This window comes from Mesorhizobium sp. M7A.F.Ca.MR.148.00.0.0, from assembly GCF_003997735.1.
Classification (GTDB): Bacteria; Pseudomonadota; Alphaproteobacteria; order Rhizobiales; family Rhizobiaceae; genus Mesorhizobium.
In genome coordinates this window covers 1-18,846 of record NZ_RZTB01000115.1, presented here as the reverse complement: position 1 = coordinate 18,846, position 18,846 = coordinate 1, and the positions used below count along the sequence as shown (strand labels likewise).

Genomic DNA, 18,846 nt, shown 5'->3' with positions numbered 1-18,846 from the left:
GCTGGCGAAGTCCCCGTCATCGGCCGCCGCCTGCCTGTTTTCGTCCCTGCGGCGGCTGGAATCCGATTGCTTTTATCGCGATGTTGTTTTCCACTTACCCTGTCCCATTTGGCCCTGTCCCACTGACCTTGTCCCACTCGATCGACGCCCGGAGTTTCCCCGATGTCGCCTAAACCAACTTGTCATCTTATCCGCCCTGAAAGCACTTATGAAGGCAAGCAGGGATTGACCTATTTCGCCGGCATCGCCGCCGAAACCGTCGGCGCCTCCGGCATCTGCATGCACATGCTCACCATGCCGCCCGGCGCCCGCGCCAAGGCACATATGCATGAGAGCCACGAGACGGCGATCTATGTGCTCTCCGGCGAAGTTCACACCTGGTATGGCGACCGGCTCGAGCATCATATCGTCGTCAAGGCCGGCGACCTCTTCTACATTCCGGCCGGCGTGCCGCATCTGCCGGCCAATCTGAGCAGCGCCCCGTCTTCGGCCGTCATTGCCCGCACCGATCCCAACGAACAGGAAAGCGTCGTCCTGCTGCCGGAACTGGATGCACTGGTCGCCTGACGCTGACGGGATCGCTGTCATTTGCACCGCGAAACTTCTCCCATGACGTTGCCGTCCTCATCGGTGATCGTCAGCTTCTTGGCGTTCTTGGCGCTGTGCTTGATGGTAAACTTGGTCGGCTCCTGTCCCTCTTCGCCTTCCGCCTCACATGTCGCCGTCACCACGAGCGATCCGTCAGTCTGCGCTTGCGTCTTCGTGAACGTGCAGGCGCTGGCGGCGGTGATCAATTCCTTGTCGGTCAAAAGCAGCATCTGATCGGCGGCGACTTCCTGGCCGTTGCGGTTGATGCAGCCATATTTGTCGCCATAGGGTTTCGACAGATCGATACCTGCCGCCGAGGCCTGCCCCGCCGCCAGCACAAGAACCATCGCAACAGACAAACCAAAACCACGCATGCTCACCCCCAATGCCCAACGTTACGAACATGATTGCAGCGGCCCCATTTCCTCAAGGCCGGGGATGGTGACGAAGAAACCATCCTCTCCCTTGTTGGTGACCACGACGGTTTCGATTGTCGTTCCCGCCTCACCCTCGGCTGAACAGGTCGAAGTCAGCGATTGTGCACCCAGCGCCGGCGTCAATTGCTGCGCGAACCGGCAGCCGCTGCCATAGGTCTCGATGCCTTCGGCGGTCAGCACGATGTAGGCATCGCTGTCCTGATAACCGGCTTTGACGCCTGCACAGCCGACATCATTGCCCCAGGAGCCGGCCAGCACGCCGCCTGCTGCCGGACCAGCGACACTTGCCGCCACCACCAACGAAATGAGCGCGGCCGAACGCGCCAAGCTCAAACCCCGGTCGCCGGGATGCCGGTGCGTTCCACCTTGCGCGGCGCGGAAATCTCTTTCCACGTCGACAGCGCCCGGTTGACCGCCGCATTCGGCTCGCGGCCGACGAATTCTCCATGCCCGGGCTTGGCCTTGATTTCGGCCTCCTGGATCGACAGTTCGCCACGCGAGAACACGAACCGCGGCAGACCGGTCACCTCGAACCCTTCGAACACGTTGTAGTCGATGACAGACTGCTGCTTCTTCGAGGTGATCTTTTTCTTGCGCTTGGGGTCCCAGACGACGATGTCGGCGTCGGCGCCCTCTACGATGGCGCCCTTCTTCGGATACATGTTGAGGATCTTGGCGATGTTGGTCGAGGTCACCGCGACGAACTCGTTCATCGTCAGCCGGCCGGTGTTGACGCCCGTCGTCCACAGCACCGGCATGCGATCTTCGAGGCCGCCGGTGCCGTTCGGGATCTTGGTGAAATCGCCGACGCCGTTGCGCTTCTGCTTGGTGGTGAAAGCGCAATGATCGGTCGCCACCACCTGCAGCGAGCCCGCCTGCAGGCCCGCCCACAGCGAATCCTGGTGCAATTTGTTGCGGAAGGGCGGGCTCATCACGCGGCGCGCCGCATGGTCCCAGTCCTTGTCGAAATACTCGCTCTCGTCCAGCGTCAGGTGCTGGATCAGCGGTTCTCCGAACACCCGCATGCCCTTCTGGCGCGCCCGACGGATCGCTTCGTGGCTCTGCTCGCAGGAGACATGCACGACATAGAGCGGCACGCCGGCCATGTCGGCGATCATGATGGCGCGGTTGGTCGCCTCGCCTTCCACTTCGGGCGGCCGTGAATAGGCGTGGCCCTCGGGGCCGTTGTTGCCGGCAGCCAGCAGCTTCTGCGACAGGGCGGCGACCACATCGCCATTCTCGGCATGCACCAGCGGCAGCGCGCCGAGATCGGCGCAGCGCTGGAACGACGCATACATCTCGTCGTCATCGACCATCAGCGCGCCCTTGTAGGCCATGAAGTGCTTGAACGAGGTGATGCCCTTGTCGACGACAGTGGCCATCTCGTCGAACACCTGCTTGCCCCACCAGGTGATCGCCATGTGGAAGGAGTAGTCGCAGGACGCTTTCGAGGTCTTGTTGTCCCACATCTGCAAGGCTTCGAGCAGCGACTGCTGTGGCGCCGGCAGGCAGAAATCGACCACCATCGTCGTGCCGCCGGAGAGCGCCGCGCGCGTGCCGGATTGGAAATCATCGGCCGAATAGGTGCCCATGAACGGCATTTCGAGATGGGTGTGCGGGTCGATGCCGCCCGGCATGATGTAGCAGCCGGTGGCGTCGAACTCATGGTCGCCATGCAGGCCCGAGCCGATGGCGACGATCTTGCCGTGCTGCATCAGCACATCGGCCTTCCAGGTGCGGTCAGCAGTGACGATGGTGCCGTTTCGGATGACTTTGGTCATTAGCTGTTCCCTTGTTCTTGCCGCGCTTCTTACGAGCGTCGTTTGGAAGGTTGATTCTAAGCTCACTCCACGATGACAGCCGTCTCCACCACCGCATGGAACAAAACGTCGGCGCCAGCCGAGGCCCATTCCTTGGTGATCTCCTCGGCTTCGTTGTGGCTGAGGCCATCGACGCAGGGGCACATCACCATGGCGGTGGGCGCGACGCGGTTGATCCAGCAGGCGTCGTGGCCGGCGCCGGAGACGATGTTGCGGTGGGAATAGCCGAGGCGTTCGGCGGCATCGCGGATCGCCTTGACGCACCCGGCATCGAAGGTCACCGGATCGAAAGCGCCGACCTGTTCGATCTCGTAGCGGATGTCGAGCGCATCGCAGATCGTGTCGATGCCTTCGCGGATGCGACCATCCATCGCGTCCAGCACTTCTTTTTCCGGCGAGCGGATATCGACGGTGAAGACGGTGCGTCCGGCGATGATGTTGCGCGAGTTGGGATAGACCTCCATGTGGCCGACCGCGCCGACGGCATCGGGCTGGTAGTCCATGGCGATCTCGTGCACCAGTTCGATCACCCGCGCCATGCCGAGCCCGGCATTACGGCGCTTGGGCATCGGCGTCGAGCCGGTGTGGGCTTCCTTGCCTGTCAGCGTCACCTGCAGCCATTTAAGGCCCTGGCCATGGGTGACGACACCGATGTCGATATCTTCGTCCTCGAGGATCGGACCCTGTTCGATATGCAGTTCGAAGAAGGCGTGGATCTTGCGATCGCCGACCTTCTCGCTGCCTTTCCAGCCGATGCGCTCGAGCTCCTCACCGAATTTCTTGCCCTGCTTGTCGACATGCCCGTACACATCGGCCTGGTCGAGCACGCCGGCGAACACGCCGGACGCCATCATAGCCGGCGCAAAGCGCGAGCCCTCCTCGTTCGTCCAGTTGGTGACGACGATCGGATGTTTGGTCTTGATGCCGAGATCGTTGAGCGAGCGCACCACTTCAAGCCCGCCCAGCACGCCGAGCACGCCGTCGTACTTGCCGCCGGTCGGCTGCGTATCGAGATGGCTGCCGACATAGACCGGCGGCAGGCTGGGATCGGTGCCTTCGCGGCGGGCAAACATCGTGCCCATTTCATCGACGCCCATTTCGAGCCCGGCCGCATCGCACCAGCGCTTGAACAGATGCCGCCCTTCGCCGTCTTCGTCGGTCACGGTCTGGCGATTGTTGCCGCCGGCGATGCCGGGACCAATCTTCGCCATCTCCATGATGGAATCCCACAAACGGTCTGAATTGATTCGCAGATTCTCGCCGGGTGCGGCCATGCTCTAAAACCTCATTGATGCGCAGGCGTCCCCCTCCCCCTCGAGGGCCTCGAGGGGAGGGTGGCCGCGAAGCGGTCGGGTGGGGTCGGCTGACATATGCTCGACCTTCCCCTTGACCACCTGCGCGACGTGCCACGCGTTGTTTATGACATCGGGCTCGTCAACGCGGAAGACGTCAAACCCGAGTGAGCGCAAATAAGCATCGCGAACGGCATCGTGCCGCTTGCCCTTCTCGTGTTCGTGCAGATCACCATCGACCTCGACGATCAGCCTCACCCCGAGGCAAGCGAAGTCGACGATATAAGGCCCAATCGGGCACTGTCGGCGGAACTTGATGCCACCCGATTTCAACTCCCGCAGTTCATACCACAGGAGGGATTCGCCCTTGGTCGCGTGAACTCGAAGCGCGCGCGCCTTCTGGCGCATTTCGAAGCTCACGCGGGTACGGGGCATCAGACGCGGCCACGCAGCAAAAGATCAGGTCGGCACCCAGTCGCACCGACCCCACCCGACCGCTTCGCGGCCACCCTCCCCTCGAGGGGGAGGGATATCCGCGTCCAGTTCGTCAATCTATCGCTCGCAAGACTTCTCTGACATGGTCGATCAATTCGTTGATCTGGCCCTTGGTGATGATCAGCGGCGGCGACAGCGCGATGATGTCGCCGGTGGTGCGGATCAGCGCGCCGCGCTCGAACGCCTTGACGAAGGCCGAGAAGGCCCGCTTGGTCGGCTGGCCGGCGATCGGCGCCAGCTCGATCGCACCGATCAGGCCGATGTTCCTGATATCGATGACGTTCGGCTCGCCCTTCAGCGAATGCAGCGCGTCTTCCCAGTACGGCGCCAGCTCCTCGCCGCGGGTCAGCAGGCCCTCTTCCTTGTAGGTGTCGAGCGTACCGAGTGCGGCCGCGCAGGCGATCGGGTTGCCCGAATAGGTGTAGCCGTGGAAGAACTCGATCATGTGCTCGGGGCCGGTCATGAAGGCGTCGTGGATCTCCTTCTTCACAAACACCGCGCCCATCGGGACGACGCCGTTGGAGACGCCCTTGGCGGTGGTCATGATGTCGGGCGTCACACCGAAATAGTCGGCGGCGAACGGCGTGCCGAGACGGCCGAAACCGGTGATGACCTCGTCGAAGATCAACAGGATGCCATGCTTGGTGCAGATTTCGCGCAGCCTCTCGAGATAACCCTTCGGCGGCAGGATGACGCCGGTGGAGCCGGCGACCGGCTCGACGATGACGGCGGCGATGGTGGAAGCGTCGTGCAGGGCGACAATGCGCTCCAGTTCGTTGGCGAGTTCCGCGCCATACTCCGGCACGCCCTTGGTGAAGGCGTTCTTTTCCGGCAGATGCGTGTGCGGCATGTGGTCGACGCCGCCGAGCAGCGTGCCGAACATCTTGCGGTTGGTGACGATGCCGCCCACCGAGATGCCGCCGAAATTGACGCCGTGATAGCCGCGCTCGCGACCGATCAGCCGGGTGCGCGAGCCCTCGCCCTTCACACGATGATAGGCGATGGCCATCTTGAGCGCGGTCTCGACCGATTCCGAGCCGGAATTGGTGAAGAAGACATGGTCCATGCCCTTGGGCGCGAGGTCGACCAGGCGGCTGGCCAGTTCGAACACGATCGGGTGGCCCATCTGGAAGGCGGGCGCATAGTCGAGCTCGGCGGCCTGCTGCTGGATCGCCTCGGTGATCTTGGGACGGCAGTGGCCGGCATTGACGCACCACAGGCCGGCGGTGCCGTCGAGAACCTTGCGGCCGTCGCTGGTCGTGTAATGCATGTCCTTGGCGGACACCATCATGCGCGGCGCCTGCTTGAACTGCCGGTTTGCCGTGAACGGCATCCAGAATGCGCTGAGATCGTTCGGCGTGACTTTCAGCCGGTTGGACATGACCAGGACTTCCCCTTGTAATCTGTTTCGGTGCGCCCAACGCTTGGTCTATGCCGCGTTTTCATGCTACGCAAATTTTTGACCGATTGGACAAACGTTAGCACCGCCCTGTCGGCGGTCAAGGGATTACTAGCGGAAATGCGGCACCTGAAGTGCGTTCCACAGGCTAGGGAAAAACTGGTCCAGAGAATTGGTCCAGATGACCTTGAACGCGAGGTTTGGCAACACGAGGGCTTGCAACGGTGACCATCGGCACGGACGCCCCTCGCCGCACCCGCATCCAGCAGGAAAAGCGCGAACTCATCCTGGAGGCGGCGCTCGAGGTTTTCTCGACCAACGGTTTTCGTGGCTCGACCATTGACCAGATCGCCGAAGCCGCCGGCATGTCGAAGCCGAACCTGCTCTATTATTTCCGCCGCAAGGAAGACATCCACGAGACGCTGATGCAGCGCCTGCTCGACACCTGGCTGGCGCCGCTGCGTGAACTCGATGACATCGGCGACCCCTTGACCGAATTGCGCAGCTACATCAGACGCAAGCTGGAAATGGCGCGCGACTTTCCGCGCGAGAGCCGGCTGTTCGCCAACGAGATCCTGCAAGGCGCGCCGCGCATCATGCCGCTGCTGGCCGGAGAGTTGAAGACGCTGGTCGACGAGAAGGCGACCGTCATCAAGGGCTGGATGCGCGCCGGCAAGATCGCCAAGACCGATCCGTGGCACCTGATCTTCTCGATCTGGGCGACGACGCAGCACTACGCCGATTTCGACGTCCAGGTCCGGGCCGTGCTCGGGCCGAACCGCGGTGGCGACGGCCGCTTCGAGGATGCGGCAAGGTTTCTCGAACAATTGTTCTTGGATGGGCTGAAGCCGAAGACCTGACGCTTCAGGCGCTGCGCCGCTCAACCGGCAGCGCGTCCAGCAATGTCTGCAGCTTGGCGACCGAGTTCTGCTCGGCGAGCGGCGTGTAGACGATCAGCTTCATGTCGGAGCCATCGCCGATCGACAGGCTCATATGCTCGAAGGTCATGGCGCCCGCGCTCGGGTGCCGGACATGCTTCACCCCCGACAACCGGTGCGCGACGTCGCGCTGCGGCCACCAGGCGCGAAATTCGGGGCTCGAACGCGTCATCAACTCGATCAGCCGCTCGAAATCCGGATCGCCGACATAACGCGCACTCGCGGCCCGAAACGAGGCCAGCACGGTGCGCGCCAGTTGCTCCCAGTCGACCAGCAGGCGCCGGTGGTGCGGGCTCGTGAACACCATGTGGACGATGTTGCGGGCGTCACCCTCCAGCAAGCCATAGTCGCCGAACACCGCGACGGCAGCCGGGTTCCAGGCCAGCACATCCCAGCGCCGCCCGACAACATAGGCCGGCTGCAGCACCAGGCTCTGCAGCATGTGCAGCAAGGGGCCGTCGACTTTTTCCGGCGCCACGGCACGGCGCTCCGGCTGCTGGCGGTCGGCGAGGATGAACAGATGCTGTTTTTCGGCGGCGTCGAGGCGCAGTGCTTCGGCAAGTGCCGTCAGCACCTCGACCGAGGGCCTGACCTCCCGCCCCTGCTCCAGCCATGTGTACCAGGTGGTGCCGACACCGGCGATCATCGCCACCTCCTCGCGGCGCAAGCCCGGCGTACGCCGCCTGAGACCGGTGGCGATGCCGGTGGCCGAGGGCGTCAGCCTTTCGCGGCGCGAGCGCAGGAAGGCGCCGAGTTCGCGCCGGCGGCTGTCTTCAGCCGAATGTGTGGGGGCAGCGTGGGGTTGGGACTCCATGCGGGTATTATAGCAGTATTGATACCAGGATAAAGTTTGAACTGTTTGGCCCGCGCCAACTGTCCCATCTTCGGTTCAGAGCAACAGAACGGAGGCTCTGAACATGGAACTCAAAGACAAGACGATCCTCATCACCGGCTCTACCGATGGCGTCGGCCGGGTCGTCGCGCAACGGCTCGGCGCCGCGGGCGCCCGTGTGCTGGTGCATGGCCGCGATGCGACGCGCGGCAAGGCTGTTGTCACCGAAATCGAAGCCACCGGCGGCAAGGCCGAGCTTCTGGTCGCCGACCTCTCCTCTCTGGCCGAAGTGCGCCGGCTCGCCGAGGCGGTGCACGCAAGGACGGATCGGCTCGACATCCTCATCAACAATGCGGGCGTCGGCACGGCGGGCCAAGGCGCCAAAAGGCAGGTCAGCGCTGACGGCTACGAACTGCGCTTCGCTGTCAATTATCTCGCCGGTTTCCTGCTGACATCGGAGCTTCTGCCGTTGCTGAAGGAGAGCACGCCGGCGCGCATCGTCAATGTCGCCTCGGCGGGGCAGCAGGCGATCGATTTCAGCGATATCATGCTGACTCGCTCCTATGACGGCGTGCGTGCCTATTGCCAGAGCAAGCTGGCGCAGATCCTGTTCACAGTCGACCTTGCGGAGCATCTGAAAGGCACCGGCGTCACCGTCAACGCATTGCATCCGGCGAGCTACATGAACACCACCATGGTCCGGCAGGCCGGGGTGACGCCGTGGAGCTCGGTCGAGCCCGGCGCCGATGCCATCCTCAATCTCGCCACATCACCCGCGCTCGACGGGAAAAGCGGCCTCTATTTCGACGGCCTGCGGGAATCCGGCGCCGATACCCAGGCCTATGACGCCAAGGCAAGGCAAAGTCTGCGAGCCTTGAGCCTTGATCTCATCGGCACGGCCTCCCCCACATCGAAGGAAGACCATTCATGACCAAGACAATCCAACATACCGTCATCATCGGCGGCTCGTCCGGCATCGGCCTGGCGACGGCGCGCAAGCTGCTTGGTCCCGGCATGAAGGTGACCATCACCGGGCGCAACGAGGACAAACTGAAGAGCGCTTGGAAAAGCCTTGGCAGCGCTGCCGGGAAGGCTGCTTTCGACGCCGCGAAGCCGGATGAGGTCCGCCAGTTCTTCGAGAGCCTCGGTCCTTTCGACCATCTGGTGCTGGCGGCCAGCGGCGGCAAGGGCCTCGGCCCCTTCCCGACGCTTGACCTGAGCGACATCGGCAGTGGCGTGGAGGAAAAGGTCCGCCCGCAGCTGTCCTGCCTGCAGGCCGCCTTGCCGACACTCAACAAGGCCGGATCGGTCACCTTCATCTCGGCGGTGTCGGCGCAGCTCGCGACGCCCGGCGTCGCCGGTATCGCCGCCATCAACGGCATGCTGTTGACTGTGGTGCCGATCCTGGCCCTGGAACTGAAACCGCTGCGCGTCAATGTCGTGGCGCCGGGCGTCATCGACACGCCCTGGTGGGATTTTCTGGCCGAAGAGCAGAGGCAAACGATCTTTGCCGACTATGCCGGCAAGACCCCGGTCGGCCGCGTCGGTCGGGCCGAAGACGTGGCCGACGCAATCGCCTTCCTCGTCTCCAACGGCTTCATGACCGGCCAGGTGCTGACCTGCGACGGCGGGCTGAGATTTGCGGCATAGGAACAGCGACTATCGGACTCCGACGGGACCTTAATTGGCCTTCTTTGGAACGCGGTCGTTCTCGTCCGCGGGCCTGTCGCCTGCCGGTTTTGCCGAAACAGGCTTTTCCGGCACATGGGAATAGTCAGATGTATCCGCCCCATACATCTTGTTGTCGATCGCCTCTTGCCAGCTGTAGTCCGCGTCGGACGGTGAAACGTCGGCGATCTCATGGCGGGAGGAGCGAGCGTGAAGCCAGTTCGGGGTGATCTCTCGAACCAATTGTGCAAAGCGTCCCATCGAAACCGTTCCTTTCCTTGTCCTTTCCAGGAGGCGCGATCACGGTTGCGTCGGCTGCACCTAGAGTTGACCTCTCAGCCAGGCCAGCGTCTCGGCAACGCCGGCCAGCCCGTACTGCGCGGTGGTTTGCGCCGGTGGTTTGACCCGTATCGATATGCCGCCGGCATCATTGATCGTTTCGAAGCCGTTTTCGTCCGACGTGTCGTCGCCCAGGAAGACCGGGCGGCGACCTGCGAATGGCGCAATCTCCATGAAACGCCGAATCGCGGCACCCTTGGCCGCCTCCAGCGGCAGCAATTCCACGCCGGCGTTGCCGGCAACCACCCGGTAGCCCTTTGGCAAACCGGCCAGCGCCTGCTCGACAAGCTGCGTCGCGCGCGGAAGCAGATGCGGGGCGGCGCGCGTGTGGATGGCCAGCACCCGTCCCTTGCGCTCGATATAGGCCCCACGACCGAGCTCGGCCTCGATCTCGTCGGCAAGGGCTGCGATATCCGCCGGCTCGTCCGCGATTTCGACGTCGTCGTCCGGCAGGAGCCGATGTTCCAGGCCATAGAGCCCGGCGGCTCGCAGTTTCAAAGGCTGAAACAGATGGTCGACGGCCGCAACGGACCGGCCCGTGATGAACGCCAACGCCCCGTTCAGCTTGCGGTCCAGGCCTTGCAGCAAGGAGCGAAGCTCGTCGCTGACCGAGACTGCGTCCGGGTGCTCGGCATGTTCCAGCAACGTGCCGTCGATGTCGAGGAACAGTGCCCACTCGCCGGCCAGCACAGGCTGCGGTTTCTCCATGACGGCCTGCGGCTTTTGCAGGGTCTCGCCAATAATCTTCTGCAGCGTATCGCTCATGACATCGCCATCCGTCTGCGCTCAAAGATGGAGACGACATTGTCGACGCTGGGCGGCGGGTCGCCGGCGGCACCGGTTACCCGATCGAGGTCTCCGCGCTTGCGCAAACGTGCCGCATCCAGAAGCATGCTGCCGGCCCAGCGATAGACGTTGTTGTTGCGGATCGTCTCGCGCATGGGTCGCATGCGCTCGCGCTGTTCTTCGGGCGCCATGGTCAATGCCTGCAACAGCGCTCCGCTCATCATGGCGGCATCGTACGGGTTGACGATCAGCGCCTCCAGCAATTCGCGCGAGGCGCCGGCGAATGTGCTGAGCATCAAAACACCCTGCTCGTCGTCGCGCGCGGCGACGAACTCCTTTGCGACGAGGTTCATGCCGTCATGCAGGCTGGTGACCATGCATATGTCGGCGGCCCGATAGATCTCGTAAACCTGTTCTTGCGAGTGATGCTCGGCCACCATGATCACTGGCCTGTAGCCCTCGCTGCCATAACGCCGGTTGAGCTCTTCGGCATAACGGTGGCACTCGTCATGGAGCAATTTGTAGGCCGGCAGCGTGCCGCGGCTGGGTGCCGCGACCTGCAGGAAGACAAGTTTTCCGATCCATTCAGGCTGTCGCTTGAACAATTCGTTCAAAGCGTGAAACCGATCAAGAATGCCCTTGGTGTAATCGAGGCGCTCGACCCCGACGGCCAGCTTCACATCCGCTTTAAGGCCGAACCTCTCGCGCATGCGAGCGCGGCAATCGTCGACATCAGGAAGTTTCGCCAGCAGGTCCGCCGGCCATTCTATCGAGATGGGATAGGCGTGCACCAATGTGGTTCGTCCGCCGTAGGAGATGGCCGCATCGGCCCGCTCGATGCGGCTTTCCAGGAAGCGATCGACGCTTTCGGTGAAATTGTTGGCGTGGAACTGGGTATGGAAGCCGATGATCGAACTGCCGAGCAGCCCCTCGAGGATGCGTTCGCGCCAGGGACAGATGCTGTACACTTCCGAATTCGGCCACGGGATGTGCCAGAAAGTGATGACGATCGCCTCCGGCAGGCGCTCGCGGATCATGCGCGGCAGCAGCGCGAAATGGTAGTCCTGGACCAGCACGATCGGCCGCTCGTTGCGGGCCTCGGCAACCACCGTATCGGCAAACTTCCGGTTGACGGCTTCATAGGCAGCCCAGTCCGAAGCGCGAAAAATCGGCCGGGTGAAGGCGATATGGCAAAGCGGCCAAAGGCCCTCATTGGCGAAACCGAGATAATAGCCCTGATGCTCTTCCTCCGTCAGCCAGACCCGGCGCAACGTGTAGGACGGGTTGCCAGGCGGCACCTGCACACGATCGTGGTTGTCGACGGTGAGGCGGTCCGCCGTTCCGCCGCCATAGGCGATCCAGGTGCCGGCACAGGCGCGGGTAATGGGCTCGAGCGCCGACACCAGTCCGCTGGCCGGGACGAGCAACTCGACGCCGTCGCCCTTCACATTGTGGATGTACGGTTCGCGATTGGACACCACGATGACCTGCGCATCGGGCAGATCGTCGGCCAGGATCTTGCGCAATGTTTCGGGCGACCAGGTCACCAGCGCGGCATCGGCCGATTGGCCATTCTTTTCGAACTCCCGTATCACCTTGCGCGCGGCTTCCGCGGCCACATCTTCGCCTGCCGTATGTGCGACCGCGGGTGGATGACGGCGACGGTGCCGCGAGATGGAGAGGAAAACGGCAAGAGCGGAAAAACCGAGGCTCGCGAAGATCAGAACCCAGAGCAGGTCCGCACCGTAGTTTGTCATTGAATGTCAACTCACCCCGGCCGTCGGCGACCGTTTGTTCGTGTTCCCGTTTGAAATGGTCCGCCGACCACGTGGTCAGCGTTCGGACCTGTATTTTTGCAACGCACAAAGCTCGGATCGGTTCCGGCAATTTTGTTCGGATCATGTCCTTACGATGAGCGGCACCAGCCCTTCATGGCGGTCGGCAAGGAAAGCGACGACCCGGTCACCGACGCGCTGGAAGGTGAGATCGACGACCCGGTCGCCGACGCCCAGGTGCCGCAGTGTCAGCGTGTCGATGCCGATCGGCAGTCTCGGGCGGGTCACGCGGATTTCGCCATCCCCCAGCCGTCGATCTCCAAGCCAAGGCAGGCCTGCATCAGCATGAAGGCGGATCCCGCCGACCACGCTTGCGGCAGGCAAGCGACGGGATAGGCGATGGGTGCTTCGCCCGGCGCGCGTGTAAACCCGCAGAACAGTTCGGGCAGCCGCATGTTGAAATGGACCGCGGATTCGAATGTGCCGCTCATCAGGCGAACCACGCTTTCACGCTCGCCATAATGCGCCAGGCCGGCACCGCATATGGCGGTGTCGTGCGGCCAGATCGAGCCATTGTGGTACGACATCGGGTTAAAGAACACCGCATCGTCGGCAAGCGTCCTCAGCCCCCAGCCGGAATGGAAGGAGGCGGAAAGCAGCTGGTCGGCGACCATCTGTGCCCGCGCCGGCTCAGGCAATCCGACAAAGAGCAGATGCCCGGCATTCGAGGTCCGCACCTTGCAGGGCTCGCCGGCACCGTCGATCGCGAGGGCATAGAAGCCGAGATCGTCAAGCCAGAAATCGCGTTCCACCGCCACCCGCATCGCCTCGGCGCGGTCCTCCCAGTGATCGGCTTTGTCGCCCTCGCCACGGCGGCGGGCAAGCTTGGCCAGCCCACGGAAGGCGGCAAAGACATAGCCCTGCACTTCGACCAGGGCTATTGGGCCCTTGGGAATGCGGCCATCGGCATGGAAGACCGAATCGAAACTGTCCTTCCATCCCTGGTTTGCGAGGCCGGACTCGGCCGCTCGCTGGTAAGTCACGAATCCGGTCTCCCGGCCCGCCTCCTCCGTCCATTCGGCCGCCGCGCACAGCGAAGGCCACAGGCCGTCGATGAACGCCATGTCACCGGTACGATCGGCGTAGGCGCAAGCAAGATAGATGTAGAGCGGTGTCGTATCGACGCCACCGTAGTAGCGGCCGAAGGGAAGCTCCCGCAGCGCCACCATTTCGCCTTTGCGGGTCTCGTGCATGATCTTGCCCGGCTGCGAATCGCTGAACGGCGAGGTCTCGGTCGCCTGATGCTGGGCCAGAAAGGCCAACACGCCCCGCGCCAGGCCGGGATTGAGCCACAGCATCTGCAGCGCCGAGATGACGCCGTCACGACCGAACGCCGTCGAGAACCAGGGGATGCCGGCATAGGGATAGGGGCCGGTCGCCAGTTCGGTGGTCAGCAGCGCGACATCGGCGCGGGCGCGCTCGACCCAATCGTTGAAGACACGGCCCGAGCTGCGCACCGTCGCGCCATGGCGACGTTTGGCCCGCATGCCAAAGCGGGCGCGTGCGGCAGCGGCGCGGAACCGGTCGCGGTCGGGCTTGTCGGCCACCTCGGGACCGACCTCGACATAGAGCACCTTCCTGCTGCGCTTGGTCACGGCGATCAGGAAATCGGCACGGTTGGCTGTCAGTTGGTCCGGCGCCTGCGAGAACGATATCGCAGAGAGGCGGGCCAGGCCATCGAGCCCGTCATAGCGCAGCAGGACCGACGTCGCGTCTGTTTCGGCGGCATGGGCCAGCCCGCGCTTCAGCCGTGTCGAGCCGCGCACTTCGAACATGTCGCGGAAATCGGCGGAATAGTGCAGGGAAACGTTGATCGTGGAGTGTTCCCGGCTGTAATTGGAAAGGGTGATGCGTTCGAACAGCCTGTCTTGCCAGAGCAGCCTGACGCGTTCAATGTGGATGGCTCCCTGCGGGATGTCGCGTCCGCCGGCGCTCTGTATCGGCAGATTGGTCAAATTGGTGGTGAACAGCACATTGTCCTGGCTGAGCGAGGCGCCGAGCAGCGATGTCTGCCTGCCGCCGACGGTCAGCCGGAACTCGGAAAGAACCCGTGTGTCGTCGCGAAAGAAACCGTCGCCGGCTCCACGTATGTCGCCATAGGCGTCGGCAACCGCGAAGCAATCGCCCTGCTTGAGCGCAAACAGCCGATGCGGCTCGCGAGGGGCGGTGGCGTCGAGCGATGCAAGCGCAACCGCGGGATCGAGCTGGCGCTCATCGAGTTGGGCCATTCGTCAAAGATCCCTGTTGTTTCGTTGTCGTGGCTCGAGCACGTCGTTGCTCAAGACGCCTTCGCCTCGGTCGGCACGCCGATCAGGCGTGCATAGGCGGCCAGATAGTCGCCGGCCATTCTTCGAGCGGAAAAACGCTTTTCAAAAACGGCCCTCACCTTGCGCCTGTCGAGTTGCAGCAAATCAGGCACCGCGGCGACCGCGCCATCCATCGTGTCAGCGATGAAACCGGTGACGCCTTGATCGATGATCTCGGGCAGCGCACCGCAATTCCAGGCGATCACCGGCGTACCGCAAGCCATGGCCTCGATGGCGGCGAGCCCGAACGGCTCCGGCCAGTCGATCGGGAACAGCAGGCCGGCCGCCTTGCCGAGAAATTCCGCCTTCTGGTCCTCCTCGATCTCGCCGACATAGACGATGCGATCGCCGTCGATCAACGGTTCGACCACCTCGTGGAAATAGGCGCGGTCGTCGTCGCCGATCTTTGCCGCAAGCTTCAGCTTGAGCCCCGACCGCAAGGCGATCTCGATGGCGCGGTCCGGGCGCTTGTCGCGTGAGAACCGGCCGAGGAAGGCAAGGTAGGGTTCTTCCGCCGTCGTCTCGAAAGTCGGTTCGTAGAGAGTGGTCGGCAGCCCGTGATGGATCGTCGCCAGCCAATTGGCCTTGGCAAGGCCCGCCTTCTGGCTGTGCGAAATGGAAATCAGGGGAAAACGCGGAAACCGTTCATAGGCCGGCGCCAGGTCCACATAATCCAGCCTGCCATGCGGCGTCGTCACCGTGCGGTCGGCGAGATCCTCGAAGAAGGAAAAGTGCAGGAAATGGCTGAGGTGGAAGTGGATGACATCGAACTCCGACGCCCGGTCCCTCACCTGAGCAAGCATCGAAAGATGCGCAGCGATCTCGGATTTGAGCGGACGCGGATCGAGGCGCAGCGCGCGTTCCCGGCTGGCTACCAGCGTCGCGGAAGTCTGGCTGTCGCCACTGGCGAACAGCGTCACCTCATGGCCCAGATCGACCAGCGCTTCGGTTAGATACGAGACGATGCGCTCGGTGCCGCCATAGAGCCTTGGCGGCACCGATTCATAAAGCGGCGCGACATGGGCGATTTTCATATTCCATCCTGGATGCTGGGCATGCAGGTGTGAAATGCGTCAACGCCTCGATTGGTTCCGATTTTATGATCGAGCCGTCGGCACCAGAGGCCGCAGTCGGCATGCAACTGTGCGTCAAACGGATTGCGCGATCAGGGTCAGAAAGCCACCGCTCAGGGCGACATTGCCGACGAAGCCATTGATGCGGGACGCACGGTCCGGACCCTGATGGTCCCAGAAATTGTGGAACATCGGCGTGGCGACGATGAGGAACAGCAGCAGCACCGCGGCCGCGAGTGCCGTCCACAATCCTGCGATGACCAGCACGCCGGCGGCGATCTGAAGCACGATGCCGAGCCACAGCGCCAATCTTGCCTGCGGCACACCGCGCGCGGCCATCATATGGGTCAGGAAGGCCGCGTTCTGGATGTTGCGCAGGCCGGCGAAGACGAAGGCGCCGCCGAGCAACAGGCGAGCGAGAAACAACAAGGTTGAAGGCAAATCGGCAGGCATCAAACGCTCCCTTCAGAAACAGTCGGAGCGCCGCCTTTCGACGGCGCTCCTAAAACACAATCAGGCGGCCTTGGCCGCCGGCATCGGGTGAATGGCCTGGAACGGAATGCACAGCCGGTTCCAGGTGTTGATCATGCCGAGCGCAACGGACAGCTTGACCAGCTCCTCTTCCGAGAAATGCTCGAGCGTCTTTGCATAGAGCTCGTCCGGCACGCCATTGTTGGCGATCAGGGTGACGGCCTCGGTCCAGGCCAAGGCGGCGCGTTCGCGCTCGGAAAACAGCGGCGATTCCTTCCAGGCTGAAACCAGGTAGAGCCGCTGCTCGGTCTCGCCGTCGCGCCTCGCCTCGCGGCTATGCATCTCGACGCAGTACGAGCAGCCATTGATCTGCGACGCTCTGAGCTTGATCAGGTGCAGCAGGCTCACCTCGAGCCCGCATTCGTCCACCGCCTTGTTGAGCGCCGACACGGCCTTCATGATCTCCGGCGCCTTGGCGAAAAATTGCAGCCTCTGTTTCATCTTCTTGTCCTTTCAAATCTGCTTGGGTTTGGGTCTGCGGGGTTAACTGGATTTCTGCGGCCGCTGGTGGCGCTCGACGAAGGCGCAGCTCGCGGCAAGCGACCTGGGATCGCCTTCTGCCGCATAGGTGGCCACGATATCGGACAGTTTGGTCTCGGCGAGCGCGGCGCGATAGGCGCGCTCGGCCTTCAGCATCGCGGCGTTGATGCCGCAGGGTTTGACATAGGCCGATGCATCGAGCTTCACCGGACCGCGCTGGCGGATCTCGCCGCAACGGAAGGCCGGCTCGCGGCCCTCGACGGCCAGCACGATGTCGAGCAGCGTGATGCGCTCGGCCGGCCGCGCCAGCCGATAGCCACCGGCAGGCCCGGGCACCGATTCCAGGATGCGCGCGGCGCTCAGCATGTTGAGATGCTTCAGCAGGTAGCTAGGCGACAGGCCAAAGGCCTCGGCGAGAGCAGCGCCAGGCATGGTGCTGTTCCCCTCCACACTCGCCAGCGTGGCAGCGCAATGGATGGCTGCCTCAACGCCCTCGCCCAGCTTCATTGGATCGGCTCCTTTATCGTGGATACATAGTATCGTGGATAATTCTTATCTGCAATAGGAAAATGCAGAGTCGTCCGCTTTCGAAAAAGGAATACGTTGGTGATTGGCGAAATCGGCGATGACAGCGTCTTTCTCCCCGTCACTATACGGGGAGAAATGCCCGGCAGGGCAATGAGGGGCGGCGCCAACCTAAGGTGATTGTCCTGGATAAACATGCGGGCGACGGCAACAGCGCCGCCTGTGATTTAATCAAGAATTTGGGAGGCAGCGGTGTCCGACAGAGTAAAAGTGCTGGTGGTGGGTCTCGGCAATATGGGTGCGTCGCATGCCAGCGCGTATCACCGGCTCGACGGTTTCGAGATCGTCGGCATCATGAGCCGCTCGATCAAGACCAACACGAAGATTCCGGGAGAATTAGCCGGCTACCCACTCTATGAGGATTTCGACCAGGCGCTGAAGGAGACAAAACCAGACGCGGTGTCGATCAACAGCTGGCCGAACACCCACGCCGAGTATGCGCTGAAGGCAATCGCCGCCAACTGCCACGTGTTCATGGAAAAGCCGCTCGCCACCAACAATGAGGACGCCGAAAAGGTGGTCGCGGCGGCGCGGGCGAAGAACCGCAAACTGGTGCTCGGCTATATCCTGCGCGTCCACCCCTCCTGGATCAAGTTCATCGAGGTCGGCAAGACGCTCGGCAAGCCGCTTGTGATGCGGCTCAACCTCAACCAGCAGAGCAGCGGCAGCGCCTGGCACTGGCACAAGAACCTGATCGATTCGCTGATCCCGATCGTCGATTGCGGCGTCCACTATGTCGACGTCATGTGCCAGCTGACCGGCGCCAAGCCGGTGCGCGTGCATGGCATCGGCGCCAAGCTCTGGGCGGAGGCCGACAAGCAGAATTACGGCCACCTGCACGTCACCTTCGATGACGGCTCGGTCGGCTGGTACGAGGCGGGCTGGGGCCCGATGATGAGCGAAACGGCCTATTTCGTGAAGGACGTGGTCGGCCCCAAGGGCGCGGTGTCGATCGTCGCCGGACAGCAGGCGAACAGTGCTGCCGAACTGGCAGAGGTTTCGAACTCCGCCGACATCGACCGCCACACCAAGACCGATGCGCTGAAGATCCACTATGCCGCGGTCGACGGCGACAAGAATTTCTCGAAGCCCGACGAGATCGTCAGCATGGAGGACGAGCCCGGCCACCAGGAACTCTGCGATCGTGAGCAGGCCTTCTTCCTGCGCGCCATCCGCGAGGATCTCGACCTCACCGAGCAGATGGATGCGGCGGTCAACAGCCTGCGCATCGTGCTGGCCGCCGAACAGAGCATCGCACTGGGACGGACCATCGACCTGGCCTGACGCAATCCGGCTGCTGGCGGCAATCGTTTCAGGCCGGCGCTGCCCCTCACCCTTACCCTCTCCCCGTGAAGAACGGGGAGAGGGGGTCGTCAGCGTTGGAGCGTCTCCCTTCTCCCCATCACTATACGGGGAGAAGGTGCCGGCAGGCGGATGAGGGG

19 protein-coding genes and 1 pseudogene are annotated in these 18,846 nt (G+C 63.1%); 5 read left to right on the top strand and 15 right to left on the bottom strand.

The window, feature by feature from the left end; all coding sequences use genetic code 11:
* Nucleotides 1-162 precede the first annotated feature (162 nt).
* Nucleotides 163-567, top strand: coding sequence for a cupin domain-containing protein (locus EOB49_RS27725; RefSeq protein ID WP_127270638.1), 405 nt, complete (start codon nucleotides 163-165; stop codon nucleotides 565-567).
* A 17-nt stretch (nucleotides 568-584) separates the two neighbouring features.
* On the opposite strand, the gene EOB49_RS27720 is transcribed toward EOB49_RS27725, so the two are convergent.
* The 6 genes from EOB49_RS27720 to EOB49_RS27695 form a co-directional block, all read right to left on the bottom strand.
* A complete protein-coding gene (locus tag EOB49_RS27720; RefSeq protein WP_127382859.1) occupies nucleotides 585-962 on the bottom strand; it encodes a hypothetical protein in 378 nt (125 codons plus the stop codon).
* Nucleotides 963-983: 21 nt separating this feature from the next.
* A complete protein-coding gene (locus EOB49_RS27715; protein WP_127382858.1) occupies nucleotides 984-1,352 on the bottom strand; it encodes a hypothetical protein in 369 nt (122 codons plus the stop codon).
* Nucleotides 1,353-1,354: 2 nt separating this feature from the next.
* The gene (hydA, locus tag EOB49_RS27710) at nucleotides 1,355-2,806 is read right to left on the bottom strand and encodes a dihydropyrimidinase (RefSeq protein WP_127382857.1); all 1,452 of its coding nucleotides are present in this window, start codon (nucleotides 2,804-2,806) and stop codon (nucleotides 1,355-1,357) included.
* Nucleotides 2,807-2,868: 62 nt separating this feature from the next.
* A complete protein-coding gene (locus EOB49_RS27705; protein WP_023813190.1) occupies nucleotides 2,869-4,119 on the bottom strand; it encodes a Zn-dependent hydrolase in 1,251 nt (416 codons plus the stop codon).
* Between the two features lie 3 nt (nucleotides 4,120-4,122).
* The gene (locus EOB49_RS27700; protein WP_245472859.1) at nucleotides 4,123-4,545 is read right to left on the bottom strand and encodes an endonuclease domain-containing protein; all 423 of its coding nucleotides are present in this window, start codon (nucleotides 4,543-4,545) and stop codon (nucleotides 4,123-4,125) included.
* Between the two features lie 139 nt (nucleotides 4,546-4,684).
* Nucleotides 4,685-6,013, bottom strand: a complete 1,329-nt coding sequence (locus EOB49_RS27695; RefSeq protein ID WP_127382855.1) for an aspartate aminotransferase family protein — start codon at nucleotides 6,011-6,013, stop codon at nucleotides 4,685-4,687.
* 242 nt (nucleotides 6,014-6,255) lie between these two features.
* On the opposite strand from EOB49_RS27695, the gene EOB49_RS27690 reads away from it, so the two are divergent.
* A complete protein-coding gene (locus EOB49_RS27690) occupies nucleotides 6,256-6,891 on the top strand; it encodes a TetR family transcriptional regulator C-terminal domain-containing protein (protein WP_027034993.1) in 636 nt (211 codons plus the stop codon).
* Nucleotides 6,892-6,895: 4 nt separating this feature from the next.
* Here the strand turns inward: EOB49_RS27690 and EOB49_RS27685 are convergent, their stop codons facing one another.
* Nucleotides 6,896-7,783 (bottom strand): helix-turn-helix transcriptional regulator, encoded by an 888-nt coding sequence (locus tag EOB49_RS27685; RefSeq protein WP_127382854.1) that lies wholly within the window; start codon nucleotides 7,781-7,783, stop codon nucleotides 6,896-6,898.
* A 103-nt stretch (nucleotides 7,784-7,886) separates the two neighbouring features.
* Here EOB49_RS27685 and EOB49_RS27680 point away from each other — a divergent pair, with 103 nt between their 5' ends.
* Nucleotides 7,887-8,732: an SDR family NAD(P)-dependent oxidoreductase gene (locus EOB49_RS27680; RefSeq protein WP_127382853.1), complete on the top strand. Its 846-nt coding sequence runs from the start codon at nucleotides 7,887-7,889 to the stop codon at nucleotides 8,730-8,732.
* Nucleotides 8,729-9,451 (top strand): SDR family oxidoreductase, encoded by a 723-nt coding sequence (locus tag EOB49_RS27675; RefSeq protein WP_127382852.1) that lies wholly within the window; start codon nucleotides 8,729-8,731, stop codon nucleotides 9,449-9,451. The genes EOB49_RS27680 and EOB49_RS27675 overlap by 4 nt, the downstream gene beginning before the upstream one ends.
* A gap of 30 nt (nucleotides 9,452-9,481) precedes the next feature.
* On the opposite strand, the gene EOB49_RS27670 is transcribed toward EOB49_RS27675, so the two are convergent.
* From EOB49_RS27670 to EOB49_RS27635, 8 genes and pseudogenes are all read right to left on the bottom strand, one after another.
* Nucleotides 9,482-9,730, bottom strand: a complete 249-nt coding sequence (locus EOB49_RS27670) for a hypothetical protein (protein ID WP_127269146.1) — start codon at nucleotides 9,728-9,730, stop codon at nucleotides 9,482-9,484.
* A gap of 60 nt (nucleotides 9,731-9,790) precedes the next feature.
* Nucleotides 9,791-10,573, bottom strand: a complete 783-nt coding sequence (gene otsB / locus EOB49_RS27665; RefSeq protein ID WP_127382851.1) for a trehalose-phosphatase — start codon at nucleotides 10,571-10,573, stop codon at nucleotides 9,791-9,793.
* Nucleotides 10,570-12,351, bottom strand: a complete 1,782-nt coding sequence (locus EOB49_RS27660) for a trehalose-6-phosphate synthase (protein WP_127382850.1) — start codon at nucleotides 12,349-12,351, stop codon at nucleotides 10,570-10,572. The genes otsB and EOB49_RS27660 overlap by 4 nt, the downstream gene beginning before the upstream one ends.
* A 141-nt stretch (nucleotides 12,352-12,492) precedes the next feature.
* Nucleotides 12,493-14,657, bottom strand: a pseudogene (locus EOB49_RS27655) (amylo-alpha-1,6-glucosidase).
* 50 nt (nucleotides 14,658-14,707) lie between these two features.
* Nucleotides 14,708-15,769, bottom strand: coding sequence for a glycosyltransferase family 4 protein (locus EOB49_RS27650; RefSeq protein ID WP_127382849.1), 1,062 nt, complete (start codon nucleotides 15,767-15,769; stop codon nucleotides 14,708-14,710).
* A 114-nt stretch (nucleotides 15,770-15,883) separates the two neighbouring features.
* Nucleotides 15,884-16,261 carry a DoxX family protein gene (locus tag EOB49_RS27645; protein WP_127382848.1) on the bottom strand — a complete coding sequence of 126 codons (378 nt, stop codon included), beginning with the start codon at nucleotides 16,259-16,261 and terminating at the stop codon, nucleotides 15,884-15,886.
* 60 nt (nucleotides 16,262-16,321) lie between these two features.
* Entirely contained in the window at nucleotides 16,322-16,780 is a 459-nt protein-coding gene (locus EOB49_RS27640; protein WP_127269912.1) for a carboxymuconolactone decarboxylase family protein, read from the bottom strand.
* A gap of 42 nt (nucleotides 16,781-16,822) precedes the next feature.
* The gene (locus EOB49_RS27635; RefSeq protein ID WP_024501511.1) at nucleotides 16,823-17,326 is read right to left on the bottom strand and encodes an Rrf2 family transcriptional regulator; all 504 of its coding nucleotides are present in this window, start codon (nucleotides 17,324-17,326) and stop codon (nucleotides 16,823-16,825) included.
* Nucleotides 17,327-17,596: 270 nt separating this feature from the next.
* Between EOB49_RS27635 and EOB49_RS27630 the strand changes: the two genes are divergently transcribed.
* Nucleotides 17,597-18,688: a Gfo/Idh/MocA family oxidoreductase gene (locus EOB49_RS27630; RefSeq protein WP_127321351.1), complete on the top strand. Its 1,092-nt coding sequence runs from the start codon at nucleotides 17,597-17,599 to the stop codon at nucleotides 18,686-18,688.
* Nucleotides 18,689-18,846 lie beyond the last annotated feature (158 nt).

Bases quoted from the DNA above. Each gene is read 5' to 3' on its own strand.
- EOB49_RS27725 (WP_127270638.1), top strand. From the start codon at position 163: ATGTCGCCTAAACCAACTTGTCATCTTATCCGCCCTGAAAGCACTTAT.
- EOB49_RS27680 (WP_127382853.1), top strand. From the start codon at position 7,887: ATGGAACTCAAAGACAAGACGATCCTCATCACCGGCTCTACCGATGGC.
- EOB49_RS27675 (WP_127382852.1), top strand. From the start codon at position 8,729: ATGACCAAGACAATCCAACATACCGTCATCATCGGCGGCTCGTCCGGC.
- EOB49_RS27645 (WP_127382848.1), bottom strand. From the start codon at position 16,261: ATGCCTGCCGATTTGCCTTCAACCTTGTTGTTTCTCGCTCGCCTGTTG.
- EOB49_RS27635 (WP_024501511.1), bottom strand. From the start codon at position 17,326: ATGAAGCTGGGCGAGGGCGTTGAGGCAGCCATCCATTGCGCTGCCACG.
- EOB49_RS27670 (WP_127269146.1), bottom strand. From the start codon at position 9,730: ATGGGACGCTTTGCACAATTGGTTCGAGAGATCACCCCGAACTGGCTT.
- EOB49_RS27700 (WP_245472859.1), bottom strand. From the start codon at position 4,545: ATGCGCCAGAAGGCGCGCGCGCTTCGAGTTCACGCGACCAAGGGCGAA.
- EOB49_RS27720 (WP_127382859.1), bottom strand. From the start codon at position 962: ATGCGTGGTTTTGGTTTGTCTGTTGCGATGGTTCTTGTGCTGGCGGCG.
- hydA (WP_127382857.1), bottom strand. From the start codon at position 2,806: ATGACCAAAGTCATCCGAAACGGCACCATCGTCACTGCTGACCGCACC.
- EOB49_RS27650 (WP_127382849.1), bottom strand. From the start codon at position 15,769: ATGAAAATCGCCCATGTCGCGCCGCTTTATGAATCGGTGCCGCCAAGG.
- EOB49_RS27685 (WP_127382854.1), bottom strand. From the start codon at position 7,783: ATGGAGTCCCAACCCCACGCTGCCCCCACACATTCGGCTGAAGACAGC.
- EOB49_RS27660 (WP_127382850.1), bottom strand. From the start codon at position 12,351: ATGACAAACTACGGTGCGGACCTGCTCTGGGTTCTGATCTTCGCGAGC.
- otsB (WP_127382851.1), bottom strand. From the start codon at position 10,573: ATGAGCGATACGCTGCAGAAGATTATTGGCGAGACCCTGCAAAAGCCG.
- EOB49_RS27705 (WP_023813190.1), bottom strand. From the start codon at position 4,119: ATGGCCGCACCCGGCGAGAATCTGCGAATCAATTCAGACCGTTTGTGG.
- EOB49_RS27695 (WP_127382855.1), bottom strand. From the start codon at position 6,013: ATGTCCAACCGGCTGAAAGTCACGCCGAACGATCTCAGCGCATTCTGG.
- EOB49_RS27640 (WP_127269912.1), bottom strand. From the start codon at position 16,780: ATGAAACAGAGGCTGCAATTTTTCGCCAAGGCGCCGGAGATCATGAAG.